13 protein-coding genes are annotated in these 14950 nt (G+C 69.7%); 9 read left to right on the top strand and 4 right to left on the bottom strand.

Annotation, left to right across the window (positions count from 1 at the left end; all coding sequences use genetic code 11):
- Window positions 1-89: 89 nt before the first annotated feature.
- Window positions 90-884: an SDR family NAD(P)-dependent oxidoreductase gene (locus tag QSK25_RS18935; RefSeq protein WP_285639895.1), complete on the top strand. Its 795-nt coding sequence runs from the start codon at window positions 90-92 to the stop codon at window positions 882-884.
- A gap of 9 nt (window positions 885-893) precedes the next feature.
- Window positions 894-1454: a TetR/AcrR family transcriptional regulator gene (locus QSK25_RS18930; protein ID WP_285639894.1), complete on the top strand. Its 561-nt coding sequence runs from the start codon at window positions 894-896 to the stop codon at window positions 1452-1454.
- Here the strand turns inward: QSK25_RS18930 and QSK25_RS18925 are convergent.
- Together QSK25_RS18925 and QSK25_RS18920 are read right to left on the bottom strand one after the other, a co-directional pair.
- Complete coding sequence (locus tag QSK25_RS18925) at window positions 1443-2237, bottom strand: LLM class flavin-dependent oxidoreductase (protein ID WP_285639893.1); 795 nt, start codon at window positions 2235-2237, stop codon at window positions 1443-1445. The genes QSK25_RS18930 and QSK25_RS18925 overlap by 12 nt on opposite strands.
- 64 nt (window positions 2238-2301) lie before the next feature.
- Window positions 2302-2796, bottom strand: a complete 495-nt coding sequence (locus tag QSK25_RS18920) for a DinB family protein (protein ID WP_285639891.1) — start codon at window positions 2794-2796, stop codon at window positions 2302-2304.
- Between the two features lie 770 nt (window positions 2797-3566).
- On the opposite strand from QSK25_RS18920, the gene QSK25_RS18915 reads away from it, so the two are divergent.
- The 5 genes from QSK25_RS18915 (at window position 3567) to QSK25_RS18895 (ending at window position 8354) form a co-directional block, all read left to right on the top strand.
- Window positions 3567-4544, top strand: a complete 978-nt coding sequence (locus tag QSK25_RS18915; RefSeq protein ID WP_285639890.1) for a tyrosine-type recombinase/integrase — start codon at window positions 3567-3569, stop codon at window positions 4542-4544.
- A gap of 142 nt (window positions 4545-4686) precedes the next feature.
- Window positions 4687-5511: a non-homologous end joining protein Ku gene (ku, locus tag QSK25_RS18910; protein WP_285639889.1), complete on the top strand. Its 825-nt coding sequence runs from the start codon at window positions 4687-4689 to the stop codon at window positions 5509-5511.
- Window positions 5512-6954, top strand: a complete 1443-nt coding sequence (gene ligD, locus QSK25_RS18905) for a non-homologous end-joining DNA ligase (RefSeq protein WP_285639888.1) — start codon at window positions 5512-5514, stop codon at window positions 6952-6954.
- Window positions 6944-7816: a non-homologous end-joining DNA ligase gene (gene ligD, locus QSK25_RS18900; RefSeq protein WP_285639887.1), complete on the top strand. Its 873-nt coding sequence runs from the start codon at window positions 6944-6946 to the stop codon at window positions 7814-7816. Before ligD (QSK25_RS18905) ends, ligD (QSK25_RS18900) begins: the two co-directional genes overlap by 11 nt.
- Window position 7817: 1 nt before the next feature.
- On the top strand, window positions 7818-8354 hold the full coding sequence (locus QSK25_RS18895) for a GrpB family protein (RefSeq protein WP_285639886.1): 537 nt from the start codon (window positions 7818-7820) through the stop codon (window positions 8352-8354).
- Here the strand turns inward: QSK25_RS18895 and QSK25_RS18890 are convergent.
- Window positions 8332-9303 carry a GlxA family transcriptional regulator gene (locus tag QSK25_RS18890; RefSeq protein ID WP_285639885.1) on the bottom strand — a complete coding sequence of 324 codons (972 nt, stop codon included), beginning with the start codon at window positions 9301-9303 and terminating at the stop codon, window positions 8332-8334. The genes QSK25_RS18895 and QSK25_RS18890 overlap by 23 nt on opposite strands.
- Window positions 9304-9352: 49 nt before the next feature.
- On the opposite strand from QSK25_RS18890, the gene QSK25_RS18885 reads away from it, so the two are divergent.
- Window positions 9353-9745, top strand: a complete 393-nt coding sequence (locus tag QSK25_RS18885) for a cupin domain-containing protein (protein WP_285639871.1) — start codon at window positions 9353-9355, stop codon at window positions 9743-9745.
- A 27-nt stretch (window positions 9746-9772) separates the two neighbouring features.
- On the opposite strand, the gene QSK25_RS18880 is transcribed toward QSK25_RS18885, so the two are convergent.
- Window positions 9773-11872, bottom strand: coding sequence for a choice-of-anchor P family protein (locus tag QSK25_RS18880; protein WP_285639870.1), 2100 nt, complete (start codon window positions 11870-11872; stop codon window positions 9773-9775).
- 173 nt (window positions 11873-12045) lie between these two features.
- Here QSK25_RS18880 and QSK25_RS18875 point away from each other — a divergent pair, with 173 nt between their 5' ends.
- A complete protein-coding gene (locus QSK25_RS18875; RefSeq protein WP_285639869.1) occupies window positions 12046-14763 on the top strand; it encodes an AfsR/SARP family transcriptional regulator in 2718 nt (905 codons plus the stop codon).
- Window positions 14764-14950 lie beyond the last annotated feature (187 nt).

Genomic DNA, 14950 nt, shown 5'->3' with positions numbered 1-14950 from the left:
GCGTGCAACCCCAAAACGGATAGTTCATCCGTATGTGTGCTAGCGTCGGAGCCACAAGCGGATTCGATATCCGGATTGAGGGAGTGGGCATGGGGCGCAGAGCAGTTGTCACCGCTGGGACCGGCGGGATCGGGCTGGAGACGGCATCAGGGCTGGCGGACGCCGGGTTCGCCGTGACCGTCGTCGGGCGCAACGGTGAGCGTGGGGCCCAAGCGGTCGAGAGGATCAACGCCAGGGGAGGAGAAGAAGCTCGGTTCCTGCAGGCCGACCTCTCGTCGCTGGACGAGGTTCGGGCGCTCGCCGCCGTGATCGCCGGCGAGGGGGAGCTGGACGTGCTGGTCAACAACGTCGGGGCGATGTTCGCCGACCGGGTCGACCTCGACGGGGTGGAAGGGTCGTTCGTCGTCAACCACCTCTCGCCCTACCTGCTCACCGAACTGCTGCTGCCGGTGCTCACCGACCGGGTCGTCAACGTGACCTCCGGGGCCGTGGTCGCGGCCAGGAAGGTGTTCGAAGCCGTTGAACCTCCTGGTGGGTACTACGGGTTCCATTGGTACGGGCGCGCCAAGTTGGCGAACCTCGCCTACACGCTGGAACTCGCCCGAAGGCTCGAGGGGACCGGGGTGAAGGTGGGGTTGCGGGTCCTGTGGCCGCTGGTGCGGCGCACCTTCGAGAAGTCCACCTCCGGGCCCGCGGACGTTGCCGCTCGGTCGTCGATCGTGGCCGCCACCGGGGATCTGCCCAGCGGCACTGTCATCGGGCGGCACGCGGCGCCGGTGAAGCCCGCCAAGACGGCCGCCGACCTGAAAGTGCAACGAGCCGTGCGCCGGCTCAGCGAGAGGTACGCACCACTCGGACGCGTTCCGGATGGCGTATCCAATTAGTCTTCGGGCATGACGCCGCAGCGGAAGGACGCCGCCCGCAACTGGGAGCACATCGTCGCCGTCGCCCGTGAACTCGTCGACGAGGGCACGCCGCTGCAGCTCAACGACGTCGCACGACGGGCCGGACTCGGGGTTGGAACGGTTTACCGGCACTTTCCCACCACCGAGGCGTTGCTCGAGACCGTTGCCACGCCCTGCCTTGAAGCGCTCGCCAGTCAAGGAGAGCAGGGGCTTGCCCACGACGATCCGTGGGAGGCGTTCGCCGCGTTCCTCACGAAGATCGTCGAAGGGCAGGTCACCGACCCTGCGCTCGTCAAGGTCTCCGCTGCCGCGCAGGACGTGCTGCCGCGCACCACCGACCTCAAGAAGCAGATCATGGGCAACGGCTCGAAGCTGCTCGCCAAAGCACGCGAAGCCGGAGCCGTGCGGGCCGACCTCGATGACGCCGACATCGTCCCGCTCATGTGCGGCATCGCCTACGCCACCTACGTGCACAGCGGCAGCCCCGCCGACCGGCTGCCCACCGCTCGGCGGTACCTCGAGACGCTGCTGCGCGGGCTACGCGCGTGACGGAGGACCCGCCGCGATGAACGCGCGGAGGTCGCCGAGAGACTGAGCGCCGCCGTCGGTGAGCATCCACGTCACCCCGGCGGCCTCGTACTCGGCCACCTCGCGAGGTAACTCGGCACCACCCCAGATCGTCACATCGCCATCCACCGGGCCACCCGACGCCACGAAGTCCGCCTTCAGACGCGCGGCGTCAGCGGGGGAGAGCACCACCAGACCCTCCGGGCCGAACGTCGCCGGCACCACACCCACCGCGTGCCCCGCCGCACGGAACGGGCTCTCACGCGGCCAGTTGCCACCCACCCAGATCGGCACCTCCACCGCAGCGAACCGCACACCCGACACCTCGAACACCTCACCGCGGTGCTCCACCTCAGCACCCGACAGCAACGCACACAACAGCTCGACACCCTCGGACAACGCCCGAGCACGGGACACGCGCTCACCGAACGGCTCGAAGTCCTGCGGCACACCCGCGCCCACACCCAGCACCACACGACCACCCGACAGACGCTGCAGGGTCGACGCCTCCAACGCCACCTTCCACGGCCGCCGACGACCCAGCGACGTCACCATCGGGCCCAACCGGATCGACCTCGTGCGCGCCGCCACCGCGCCCAGCGTCACCCACACATCAGCGACGAGAGGCTCGCCGGGCACCACCACGTGGTCCCACAGGAAGAAACCGTCCCAGCCCGACTCCTCGGCCGCCACGCCCAGCGAAACGAGAACGGACGGGTCACCCAGCGACGCACCGAACGAAGGAACATAGATCGCGTAGCGCATGGGACCAGTGTGGCAACCGACCCCGACAAGATCATTTACGAGAGCGCCACCAGCACAAACGTGCTCAGCGACCCTCGCCGGTCGACCCGTCCAGCTGCTCGCGCAGGATGTCCGCGTGACCCGCGTGCCGCGCCGTCTCCGTCACCACGTGCACCAGCACGTTGAACAACATCACGTCAGGACGCGGCCACCACGGCACATGACCGGGGGAGTCGACCGCCAACGCCTCGATCGTCGCGTCCGAATGCGCCCACGCCCGCCGGTACCGGGCCACGACGTCCTCACGGGACTCCGTCTCATCAGCCCGCATGTCCAAGCCACGCGCCGACAGGTCGTCCCAGCGCGCGATCGGCTCCGGGAACGGCCGCCCGAACACCTCGCCGAAGTACCGGGCCTCGGTCAGCGTCAGATGCTTCACCAAACCCAGCAGGTTCGTCCCGGACGCCACCAACGGGCGCCGCACGTCGGCCTCGGGCAAACCGTCGAGCTTCCACACGAGCACCTGACGCAGCTCGCGCAGATCGCCGTGCAAGTACGCCTTCGCGAAGTCATCGATCACGAGGCGAGAGCCTGCCACGACGACGTCTAACGCCACGGTGACGAAAGCAGGCGCACAGCGAGAGACGAGAGAAGCGTCCACGAGATCCGATGAGCGGCACCCGCAACGGAGACAGCGCGACGACGCACGGCCGAACGTCAGCAGGAGCCGTCTGAGCGAACCAACGCGCGCACGCCGGCGAACGAGCGGGCGAGACGCCACAGGGAGGCCGTCAGGACAAGCCCCGGGGCAGGCCCGGATCTACGTTACTTGACATAATGTAGATTATCGGCGAAACGGCGACCTGCGATGATCGCCTCAGAAGGGGCCGCAACGCCCGTGTTGGCGCGTCTGCAAGGCGCAGCCGACGGGCAGGCCGGCTGCGCTTGCAGACGCCACAACATCAGATCCACGGCGATGTCGGAGCGCGGTCGACACCGACGTGTCGTCAGTGAGACGTACGTGGCGGGGCGCCATTACGCTCACGATCCCCGACAAGTGACGCCGCCTGGTCCAGTGCCTCTGTCTGCCGTTTCCGAATCCGGCCAAACCGGATGAAACGGACATTTCATGCATAATCGCCATTATCCAGCACGGAGCAAGGGGAGAAACGGCTCTCTCATCACCGCCGTGCGCCACCGCGGGCCCCACGCCTGATCAGGACGGGTGACACTGCCCCGGGCTGCACCGCCGAGTGATCATCGACCAGGCCACCGTACGCCTGTTTTCGCAGTTCAGGGCCAAAAGCAGGCAACCGCTCCCCTCCCCCTGCGGCGAGGATTGTCGGGGGTGTGCGGTACAAGATCCATATGCACGTGCTCGCCGCCCAGGACGCCTTCTTCCTCGCCCGCCGGACTCGCAAGGACTCGCCGCACACCACGGCCGCCTACCAGCGAGATCTCGCCGGCGTGACCTCGCTGCTGGCCGAGACGCTGCGGACACCCGCCGAGGACCTCACCATCGGTCACTTGACCGGCGGGAACCTGCGTCAGGCGTTCGGGTTGTTCGCGGACACGCACGCCAAGAGTTCGGTGTTGCGGGCGTGGTCGACGTGGAACCAGTTCCTGACGTTCTGCGTGGCCGAGGACCTGATCGCCGGGAACCCGATGGGGGCGGTGGCGCGTCCGAAGACGCCTCCGCTGGTGCCGAAGCCGCTGCGGGGTGAGGACACTCCGGAGCAGTTGCTGACGGCCGCGGCGGAGGGGGCGCGGAAGGGTCGTGATCCGTGGCCGGAGCGGGACGTGCTGGTCATCGCGCTGGGGTTGGTGGCGGGTCTGCGGAGTGCGGAGATGCGGACGTTGACGTTGGCGTCGATCGTGGGGCGCGAGGGTGATCGCAGGTTGCACGTGAAGGGCAAGGGCAACCGGGATCGCAGTGTGCCGATCGAGCCGCCGATGGAGCGGATCGTGGACGCCTATCTGAAGAGTTGCAAGCAGCGTTTTCCGCAGGGGCGGTTCGATCGGGACAGTGCGTTGCTGCGGGATCGGCACGGTGAGCCGATCGGGCGGGGTGGGCTCGAGTACCTGGTGAAGCAGTGCTTCCGGTGGGCGGGGTTGCACGACCGGGTGCCGACGGGGGCGAACCTGCACGCGTTGCGGCACACGTTCGCGACGCGGCTGGCGGAGGACGGGGCGTCGGCGAGCGAGATCATGGCGTTGCTGGGGCATGCGAGTTTGGCGACGAGTCAGAACTACATCGAGGCGACGGCGCGGGAGCGGCGTGCGGCGGTGGCGAGCAACAGGACGTATCGGGCGCTCAGGGACATCTAGCGCATCTAGCGGTGTTCCAGTCCGGTGCGGCACTCTCGGCTGTGCGAGACGTGTGGGCAGGGGGTCGCTCAGTTGCCGGATCGTTAGGCCGAGTGGGTGACCTGATAGTGCGAGAACCGCATTTCAGGGGTACCCAATGAAGATGAGATCCGTGTGGCGTGGGGCCATCTCCTTCGGGTTGGTGACGATCGCCGTGCGCCTCTACACGGCTGTCGAGGAGCACGACTTCCGTTTCAACCAGGTGCATCGGGCGGACGGTGGGCGCATCAAGTACAAGCGCGTCTGTTCGGTGTGCGGTGAAGAGGTCGAGTACGGCGACATCACCAAGGGCTACGAGTTGGACGACGGCCGGATGGTGATCATGGAGAACGAGGACTTCGAGAAGTTGCCGGTGAAGACCGACAAGTCGATCGACGTCCTGGAGTTCGTGCCGGCGGAGGAGATCGATCCGATCTACTTCCAGAAGACGTACTACCTGGAGCCGGACAAGGCGGCGGCTCGGCCGTACGTGCTGTTGCGGGATGCGCTGGTGAAGACGGGGCAGCTGGCGGTCGTGAAGATCACGATCCGGCAGAAGGAGACGCTGGCGACGATCCGGGCGCGCGATGACGTGCTGGTGATGCACACGATGTTGTGGCCGGACGAGATCCGCAAGGCGGAGTTCGACTTCCTGGACCAGGACGTGGAGGTGCGGCCGCAGGAGTTGAAGATGGCGACGTCGCTGGTGGAGTCGATGGCGGGTGACTTCGATCCGGACACGTTCACCGATGACTACCGGGACGCGCTGGAGAAGGTCATCGCGGCGAAGGCGGAGGGTGCTGAGTTGCCCGAGCAGCCGGAGGCCGAGGACAAGGGTGACGTGATCGATCTGATGACGGCGCTCGAGCGCAGTGTGGAGAAGGCGAAGGCGGGCCGGAAGGGCGCGGAGAAGAAGCCGGCGCCGAAGAAGAAGGCTTCGTCGGCGTAGATGGCCGGGCTCGACGAGTACCGGCGCAAGCGGGATCCGGCGAGGACGCCGGAGCCTGTTCCTTCTGCTGATGAGTTGCCGAAGGGCGATAACGACACTTTTGTGATTCAGGAGCATCACGCGAGCAGTCTGCATTGGGACGTGCGGTTGGAGCGTGATGGTGTGTTGGTGTCGTGGGCGGTGCCGAAGGGGTTGCCGTCGACGACTGATGTGGTGCGTCTGGCTGTGCACACCGAGGACCACCCTTTGGAGTATGCGCAGTTCTCGGGTGAGATTCCGAGGGGCGAGTACGGCGGCGGTGAGATGTTCATCTGGGATCGCGGCCGGTACGAGACGGTGAAGTGGTCGGACCGTGAGGTGGACGTCGTTCTGCACGGTCGTCGGGCGCGGGGTCAGTTCGTGTTCTTCCGGTCGGGGAAGGACGGGAAGAACTGGATGGTGAAGCGTCGGCACGCGGCGGTGCGTCCGGACTGGCAGGTGTTGCCGGAGCAGGTGAAGCCGATGCTGGCGGTGCCGGGTCCGCTCCCCCACGATGATGACGATCAGTGGGCGTATGAGTTCAAGTGGGACGGTGTCCGGGCGATCCTGCGGGTCGAGGGTGGCCGGGTGCAGGCGTGGTCGCGGCTGGGCAACGACATCACCGTCGCTTACCCCGAGCTCCAGGGCGTCGGTGAGCAGCTCGGGGCGACGGAGGCGCTGCTCGACGGGGAGATCGTCGCTCTGCAGAACGGTGTGCCTAGTTTCAGCGCGCTCCAGAACCGCATGCACGTCACCAAGTCGGAGGCGGCGAGACGTGCGGCGAGGCAGTTTCCCGTCACCCTTCTGCTGTTCGACCTGCTGCACCTGGACGGCAGCTCGACTCTTCAGCTGCCGTTCCGGCAGCGTCGTGAGTTGCTCCGGGGTCTGGAGCTCAGGGGTGTGCATTGGCTGACTCCCCCGTCGTACGACGACGACGGTGCGGCGGTGCTGGCGGCGAGCCGGGAGCAGGGGCTCGAGGGGGTGGTGGCCAAGCGGTTGGATTCGCCGTACCAGCCGGGGGCGCGGAGCCCGGTGTGGCGCAAGATCACCGATCTGCTGGCGCAGGAGGTGGTGATCGGCGGGTGGCGGATGGGTGAGGGCAAGCGGGCGGGCGTTGTGGGGGCGTTGTTGCTGGGTATTCCGCAGGACGGTGGGCTGGCGTTCGCGGGGTCGGTGGGTACGGGGTTCACCGACGCGGAGCTGGCGGTGCTGACGCCTCGGCTGGAGGCGCTGGCCCGCAAGGCGTCGCCGTTCGTGACGGAGATGCCGCGGGAGCGGTCGAAGGGTGCGCGGTGGGTGGAGCCGGAGCTGGTGGCGGAGGTGGTGTTCCGGCAGTGGACGCCGGACGGGCGGATGCGGTTTCCGGCGTGGCGCGGGCTGCGGCCGGACAAGACGGCTGGGGAGGTGCGTCGGGTTGTCGAGTGACGCGACCGTGAAGGTCGAGGGCCGGGTGTTGAAGCTGACGAACCTGGACAAGGAGATGTACCCGGGGTTCGGGTTCACCAAGGGTGAGGTGATCGATTACTACACCCGGATCGCGCCGGTGCTGCTTCCCCATCTGAAGGACCGTCCGGTGACGTTGAAGCGCTATCCGAACGGGGTGGACGGGAAGTGGTTCTTCGAGAAGAACGCGCCGGAGCACCGTCCGGAGTGGGTGCGGACCATGCGGTTGGACTCGCCCGGCAGCACGAAGGGCAACGAGACGGTCAACTACGTGATGGTGGACGAGTTGGCGACGTTGGTGTGGCTGGCGAACCTGGCTGCGCTGGAGTTGCACGTGCCGCAGTGGACGGTGGGGCCGCGGGGTGGGAAGCGGGATCCTGATCTGCTGGTGTTCGACCTGGATCCGGGGGCTCCGGCGACGATCGTGGAGTGTGCGCGGGTGGCGGAGCAGATCCGGGTGGTGCTCGATGACGACGGTGTGGACGCGTGGGTGAAGACGTCGGGCAACAAGGGGATGCAGGTGTACGCGTACGCGCCGGCGAAGGACACGGCGGAGTACGCGAAGGGGGTGGCGCGGCGGTTGGCGCGGGAGTCGCCGAAGCTGGTCGTGGCGACGATGGCGAAGGCGCAGCGGACCGGGAAGGTGTTCATCGACTGGTCGCAGAACAACCCGGCGAAGACGACGGTGGCGCCGTACTCGTTGCGGGCTCGGGAGCGTCCGGCGGCGTCGACGCCGGTGACGTGGGACGAGGTGGAAGACTGCGAGGCTGTCGAGGATCTGCTGTTCCTGGCCGGTGAGGTGCTCGAGCGGGTGGACGCGGCCGGGGACCTGTTCGGGAGCTGAGATGTCGGACGTCGAGTACGTGACACCGGAGCCGCCGCACAACGCGCCGGTGACGTTGGAGGAGTACAACGCCGAGTGGCCGCGGTGGTACGCCGTGGAGGAGGCGAAGATCCGGGCGGCGCTGGGTGATCGGGTGGTGCTGGTGGAGCACTGCGGGTCGACGTCGGTGCCGGGGCTGGCGGCGAAGCCGTTGATCGACGTGCTGCTGGTGGTGCCGGATTCGGCTGATGAGGCCGCGTATGTGCCGGCGTTGGTGCAGGCGGGTTACTACCTGCGGTTGCGGGAGCCCGGCTGGTACGAGCACCGGCTGGTCAAGGGCACGTCGCCGAACGTGAACATGCACGTCTTCTCCCCCGGCTGCGTCGAGGTGCAGCGGATGCTGGCGTTCCGGGACCGGCTGCGCTCGCGTCCTGAGGAGCGGGCGGAGTACGAGCGGGTGAAGCGGGAGCTCGCGGTGCGGACGTGGGAACGCGTGCAGGACTACGCGGATGCGAAGACGCAGGTGGTGGAGGGGATCATCGCGCGGGCGCTGGGCTGAAGCGGCGGCGGTACTGCGACGGGGTGAGGCCGGTGTCGCGGCGCAGCAGGGTGCGGAGGTGGGCGGTGGTGCCGAGGCCGGTGCGGCGGGCGACGACGTCGAGGCGCTTCTCTCCCAGTTCGAGCAGGCGGCGGGCGAGGGTGACGCGTTCGCCGGTGAGCCAGGCGAGTGGTGTGGTGCCGAGTTGGGCTTGGAAGCGGCGGTGCAGGGTCGCGGGGCTGATGGCGGCGTGTGCGGCGAGGTCGGCGATGGTGAGTGGGGTGTCGAGGTGGTGTTGGGCCCAGGCGAGGGTGGGGGCGAGTGACTCGTCGGGGATGTGCGGGACGGGGCGTTCGACGAACTGCTTCTGGCCGCCGTCGCGGTGGGCGGCGAAGACGAGGCGGCGGCTGACCGAGGTGGCGATCTGGGCGCCGTGGTCGCGGCGCACGAGGTGCAGGCCGAGGTCGAGGGCGGCGGCGCTGCCGGCGGAGGTGAGGATGTCGCCGTCGTCGACGAACAGCACGTCGGGTTCGAGCCGTACGGACGGGAAGCGGGTGCGGAACTCGTCTGCCCACTGCCAGTGGGCGGTGGCGCGGCGGCCGTCGAGGACGCCGGCTTCGGCGAGGGTGAAGGCTCCGCTGCAGAATCCGACCAGGCGTGCGCCGCGGGCGTGGGCTCGGCGGATGGCGGCGAGGACGTCGGGCCTGCGGGGTGTGTCGACGTCGGGGCGGTTGGGGACGATCAGCGTGTCGGCGTGCTCGGTGGCGTCCAGGCCGGTGACGCCGGTGAGGGTGAAGAACCCGTCGCGCATGATCGTGTCCGGTGTGGGTGAGCAGAGGCGGAAGTCGTAGAGGTGGCCGCCGATCTCGGGGCGGTGCAGGCCGAAGACCTCGGTGGCGCAGCCGAGTTCGAAGGGGTTGGAGTTCTCGTCGACGATGACGACGACCCGGTGCGAGGATTCTTGCGGCATGTGCGATTCCTAGCACTCACGGCTGGGGCCCGGTAGCGGTGAGGCTGGGTTGGTGACTGAGAACCCTGTTGTGCTGGACGAGGCGTTGGCGTCGTTCGAGGCGTTGTGGAGTCCCCGGATCGTCGGGCGTGTCAACGACTACGACGTGCGGGTGGCGAAGGTCGAGGGTGAGCACGTGTGGCACGTGCACGACGACACCGACGAGTTCTTCCTGGTGCTCGACGGTGAGCTGCGCATCGATCTGCGGGGGCCGGATCGTGCGGTGGTGCTGGTGAAGGGTGCGGTGTTCACCGTGCCGCGTGGGACGTTCCACAAGCCGTCGTCCGCGCATGGTGCGCGGATCCTGATGTTCGAGCCGTCCGGGACGTTGACCGTGGGTGATCGGCACGAGGAGGTTCCGGCGCACGTGGACGCGACGACGGGGCACGTGCTGGGGAGCTAGCGCGGTGCTCCCCAGCACGTGATCGGATCAGCCGAGCCGGCAGGCCGACAGGATGATCTCCTGGCCGAGCAGGGTGCGGACGCGGACGGCGTTCTGGATCAGCTGGCCGTTCGGTCCGGTGGCGGTTTCGTTGACGTGCACGGTCGCGACGCCGGGGATGCCGATGGTGGCGGGGCCGGTGCCGATGGGCTGGCCGTTGAGAGTGCCGACCTTCGACGAGCCGACGACGCCGTTCGCGTCACTCTCGCACTTGGCCTCGATGGCGTTGAGCGTGATCGCTCCTCCGAGCAGTGAGGCTCCTTCCACCCGTGCGCTGGCCACGGTGCGTCCGGTGTTCGGGTCCAGGGTGCAGTCGGCGTGCAGGGCGTTGACCTGGGCGAGGCCCAGCACGTTGACGCTCGCGACGGTCTTGTTCTCGTTGGGGGGACATTGCGCGTGCGGGGTCTTGGCGACGTTGATCAGGCCGGTGGCGTTGAGCGCCCAGGCTTCGCCGCGCAGGTAGACGACGACCTTGAGGACGGCGGTGGCGGCGCCTCCGTCGTCGTCGGTGACCTTGACCAGGACGGTGTGGGCGCCCAGTGCGGTGAACGTGCGGGAGCCCTTGCAGGTGCCCTGGCTGACGGTGCCGTTGACGATCGGTGAGCCGTCGTCGAAGTCGAAGGTGCAGGTGTGGGTGTCGTTGGCGCCGATGTCGGTGAACGGGGCGGTGAAGTTCACCGTGGTGCCGCGGGTGAGCAGGGTCTTGTCGGCGTTCAGGCTGGTCTGCGGGGCGACGTTGGTCAGGGTGAGCGTGGTGGTGGCGACGACGGCGGTGTTGACGCCGTCGTTGGCGGTGAGCTTGAGTTCCCAGACGCCGTCATCGGTGCACTTGACCGTGGTGGTCTGGGCGGCGGCGTTGCCGAAGGCGCAGGTGGCGCCCGCGTCGACGCCGGACTGCGGGGTGGCGGTCCAGATGGTGGTCAGCGACGGGCCGTCCGGGTCGGTGACGGTGCCGGCGAGGCCGACGTCGGTGCCTTCCTGTCCGGCGTACGGGCCGCCGGTCTTGACCACGGGTGGGGCGTTGATCTTGACGGTGACGCATTCGGTGACGTCGCCCGCGCCTCCGCCGTCCGTGCCGCGGGCGGTGACGCACAGCTGGTGGTCGCCGGGGGTCAGGGCAGGGGTGGTGACGGTGTAGTCGACGGTCTTGGGGCCGTCCTGCGGCAGGCCGGGGGTGATCGAGGTGATCGGGATGTCCGCGCCGCCGTCGACCTTGAGCGTGAGCCCGGTGAGCTTGGAGGCGATCACGCCGGGCACGACGTCGGGCAGTTGCGAGACGTCCGGGACCTCGGTGCAGGTGCCGCCGGTGGTCTCGGCGATCTTGCGCAACGAGTTGTTGCCCGCGATGTCGCAGCCGACGTTGTCGGACACGGCGAAGGTGAAGATCTTGACGCCGGCGTTGACGGCCTGTTGCAGCACGGCGTCGACGTTGCCGGAGCCCGCGCCGTCGGACAGGAAGATCATCAGCTTGCGCTGCTGCGGTGCGGCGGTCGCCGAGGCGAGGCCCGCGGTCAGTCCGGCGGTGTAGTTGGTGCTGCCGCCGACGTCGCGCGGGGTGAACAGCTGAGCGCCGCTGAACTGGACGCCGCCGAGCACCTGGGAGATGTCGTTGGTGCCGTTGTTGTCGGCGTCGGCGGACGGGGTGGTGGTCAGCTGCTCGCCGGCGGCGGGACCGACGTCGAGGGACGCGGCGCTGGCGCCGAACACGGCGCCCCCGACGCTGCCGACGACGGTGTTGGGGACGGCGGCCTTGGCGTTGAGCGCCCTGGCGGCGGCGATCTCGCAGTCGAGGATCGAGGAGGGGTAGCTGTCGCCGTTCTGGTTGCCGCCGCAGCCCGCCGTGACGGTGCCCACGGTGGAGCCGGACACGTCGATGACGTAGGTCAGGGCGGTGTCGGCGATCGCGACGCCCTCGCCGATGCTGGCCTTGCCGGTGACGGTGACCGGGCCCGGCGGGTGCACGGAGTTGTTCGCGGGGCTGGTGATGGTGACGCCGATGCTGGTGCCGCCGGGCAGGTTGCCGGTGGCGGCGTGCGCCGGTATCGCGAGGGCCACGGTGGTCACCAGTGCGGTGCCGACCGTGATCATGGGTCTCATGCTGTGCGTTCTCCGCTCGTGAGTTCGTCCCCGACCGAACGGAAGGAGACCGCACGTGGCGGTACGGATACCGGGGGTCACCGGAATGCATAGATAGTCGACCTAAGTGGAGCAGTGCGAGTTCGGGCCTCGTCGATCTTGGGACTCGGGAACAATCACGGGGTGTGAGGTTCGGGGTGCTCGGTCCGGTGCAGGTCGGCGGCGTGGGGGTCGCGGCGCCGCGGCAACGGGCGTTGCTGGCGATGCTCGTGCTCGACGCTGGGCGGATCGTGGGTCACGACCAGCTGATCGGCGGCTTGTACACCGAGCCTCCGGCGGGGGCGGCCAACGCGCTGCAGTCGCAGGTGTCGCGGTTGCGGCGTGCGGTGCCGGGGCTGGTGGTCGAGCACCACCCGGCCGGGTACCGGCTGGTCGCCTCGGCGGCGGAGGTCGATCACCTGCGGTGCGTGCAGCTGCTGGAGCAGGAGCGGTCCGCGGAGGCGCTGGCGTTGTGGCGCGGACCGGCGCTGGCGGATGTCGAGGCGCCGTTCGTGCAGGTCGCGCGGCAGAACCTGACCGAACTGCTGATCACCTGCGCGGTGTCCGGCGGCAGCGAGAAGGTCCTCCGCGACCTGCTGGCCGAGCATCCCTTGCGGGAGGACCTGCGTGCGGCGCTGATGCGGTCGCTGCACCGCGCCGGGCGGCAGAGCGAGGCGCTGGAGGTGTTCGCGCGCGGCCGGGAGCTGCTGGCCGAGGAACTCGGTGTCGACCCCTCCCCCGTGCTGAGCGCAGCGCACCTGGAGGTGCTGCGGGCGGTGTCGCCGCACCGGGGCGTGCCGGCGCAGCTGAGCAGCTTCGTCGGGCGCGACGAGGACCTGCGGCGGGTGGCGAAGTTGCTGCGGGAGTCCCGGCTGGTGACGCTCGTCGGGCCCGGTGGCACCGGCAAGACCCGCCTCGCGGTCGAGGTCGCGCACCGCGAGGCCGGTGAGGTGGCGTTCGTCGACCTGAGCGCGACCACCGACGTCGTGCGGGCGTTGCTCGACGGGATCGGGGTGCGCGAGGCCGGGCTGCTCACCGGCGGGCCCGGCGCCGAGGGGCGGCTGCGGGCGGCGCTGGCGGTGCGCGAGGTCGTGCTGGTGGTGGACAACTGCGAGCACGTCGTCGACGAGGCAGCCCGCGTGCTGGCCGGCGTCCTCGGCGCGTGCCCGGACGTGCGGGTGCTCGCCACCAGCCGCGAACCGCTCGGCATCACCGGCGAGACGCTCAGCCCCGTGGCCGCGCTCGACGCCGAGGCGGCGGTGCGGCTGTTCCTGGACCGCGCGCAAGCCGTGAAACCCGGGTTCCACGCCGACCCGGCGCTGATCGCGGAGGTGTGCCGGCGCCTGGACGGCGTCGCGCTCGCGATCGAACTCGCGGCGGCGCGGGTGCGGTCGCTGCCGCTCGCGGAGATCGCCGCCCGGCTCGACGACCGGTTCCGGTTGCTGTCGAAGGGAAGCCGCACCGCCGCGCCCCGGCACCGCACGCTGCACGCCGTCGTGGAGTGGAGCTGGGACCTGCTCACCGACGCCGAACGCGACCTCGCCGCCCGCTTCTCCGTGTTCGCCGGCGGCGCGAGCCTGGCCGCGGTGACGGCGGTGTGCGAGTCCGAGGTGGACACGCTGGAGTCGCTGGCGGACAAGTCACTGCTCGAGGTCGCCGACGACCGGTACCGGATGCTCGACACCATCCGGGCGTTCTGCGCGAGCCACGCGCCGGACCTGCGGGAACGGCACGCGCGGTGGTTCCTGCGCCTGGCCCAGGACGCCGAACCGCACCTGCGCGCACACGAGCAGATCGAGTGGCTGCACAAGCTGTCGGCCGATCACGACAACCTCGTCGCCGCCGTGGGCTGGGCGACCGCGCACGACCACGCGCTGGCGCTGGAACTCGTGGCGGCGCTGGCGACCTACTACTGGTGCCGGGGCCTGCGCACCGAGGCCGCGACGCAGGCCGACACCGTGCTGCGCGCGTGCGGCGAGACCCCACCCGCGGGGCGGGAGCAGGAGTACGCGCTGTGCCTGCTGATCGCGTGGCCGGTGGCGGCCGGGGACCAGAGCGGGCGCATCCGTCAGGCCGACGCGCTGCTGGCCACCCTGGACGCGCCGCCGCGGTACCCGATCATGACGATGATGTGGGGCATGGCGCTCGGGGCGCCGGAGAACGACTCCCAGGTGTGGCACCGGCGCACCCGGCTGCTGGGCGACGACCCGTGGAGCGCCGCGCTGGCGCTGGTCGGCGACGGGCTCGTCGCGCGGATGGGCGGTGACCCCGAGACCGGCAAGGCGATGCTGCGCGACGGCGCGCGGGCGTTCACGCGGGTCGGTGACCGGTGGGGTGCGGCGCTGGCGTTCACCCAGCTCGGCGAGATCGCGCTGCTCGACGGGGATCACGCGGACGCGTTGCGGCACATCGAACGCGCCCGCGCGCTGCTCGCGGAACTGGGCGCCACCGAGGACACCGCCGAAGCCGTCACCGGCCGGGCCCACGCGAAGGTCGCGGCCGGTGACCTCGACGGGGCGCGGGAGGACTTCGGGCACGCACTGGGCCTGGCCCGCCGCTCGGGGGCGGTGGTCGTGCAGGCCGGTGCGCACCTGGGGCTCGCGGAACTGGCCCGCGTCAGCGGGGATCACGTGCGGGCGGCCGCGGAGTGCGACCGGGCGTGGGAACTGACCCCCGGCGGCTGGTACGGACCCGACGAGATGCGCTGCCACATCGCCCGCGAACGCGGCCGCATCGCCGTGGCCGCGGGAGACCCGGACGCCGCACGCGATCACTTCGAGGACGCGCTGCGTCGGGCACTCGGGCAACGCAACCGCGTAACCGAGACCGCCGTGCGCGCGGAACTCGCCGCCCTGGACGGGTGATCCGGCGCCACCACAGCCACAGCGGAAGCCTGCGGTGGGCGACGAACGTCCACAGGTCGTCCTCGGCGGTGTCGCTGGGGTGCCGGCGCAGCACCTGCAGGCACTCCCGCGACACCACCCCGTGCAGCCGGGCCACGTGCGCGAGCGCCGTCGCGCCCTGCGCGCGCACCTCCAGCCGGTTGTGGTC

The organism is Lentzea sp. NBRC 102530, from assembly GCF_030269365.1.
GTDB lineage: Bacteria > Actinomycetota > Actinomycetes > Mycobacteriales > Pseudonocardiaceae > Lentzea.
This window is presented reverse-complemented; position numbering and strand designations above follow the sequence as displayed.

What these genes read in the sequence shown, in the direction of transcription:
- QSK25_RS18895 (WP_285639886.1), top strand. Translation starts at nt 7,818, where the DNA reads ATGTCGGACGTCGAGTACGTGACACCGGAGCCGCCGCACAACGCGCCG.
- QSK25_RS18880 (WP_285639870.1), bottom strand. Translation starts at nt 11,872, where the DNA reads ATGATCACGGTCGGCACCGCACTGGTGACCACCGTGGCCCTCGCGATA.
- QSK25_RS18935 (WP_285639895.1), top strand. Translation starts at nt 90, where the DNA reads ATGGGGCGCAGAGCAGTTGTCACCGCTGGGACCGGCGGGATCGGGCTG.
- QSK25_RS18930 (WP_285639894.1), top strand. Translation starts at nt 894, where the DNA reads ATGACGCCGCAGCGGAAGGACGCCGCCCGCAACTGGGAGCACATCGTC.
- ligD (WP_285639888.1), top strand. Translation starts at nt 5,512, where the DNA reads ATGGCCGGGCTCGACGAGTACCGGCGCAAGCGGGATCCGGCGAGGACG.
- QSK25_RS18925 (WP_285639893.1), bottom strand. Translation starts at nt 2,237, where the DNA reads ATGCGCTACGCGATCTATGTTCCTTCGTTCGGTGCGTCGCTGGGTGAC.
- ku (WP_285639889.1), top strand. Translation starts at nt 4,687, where the DNA reads ATGAGATCCGTGTGGCGTGGGGCCATCTCCTTCGGGTTGGTGACGATC.
- QSK25_RS18890 (WP_285639885.1), bottom strand. Translation starts at nt 9,303, where the DNA reads ATGCCGCAAGAATCCTCGCACCGGGTCGTCGTCATCGTCGACGAGAAC.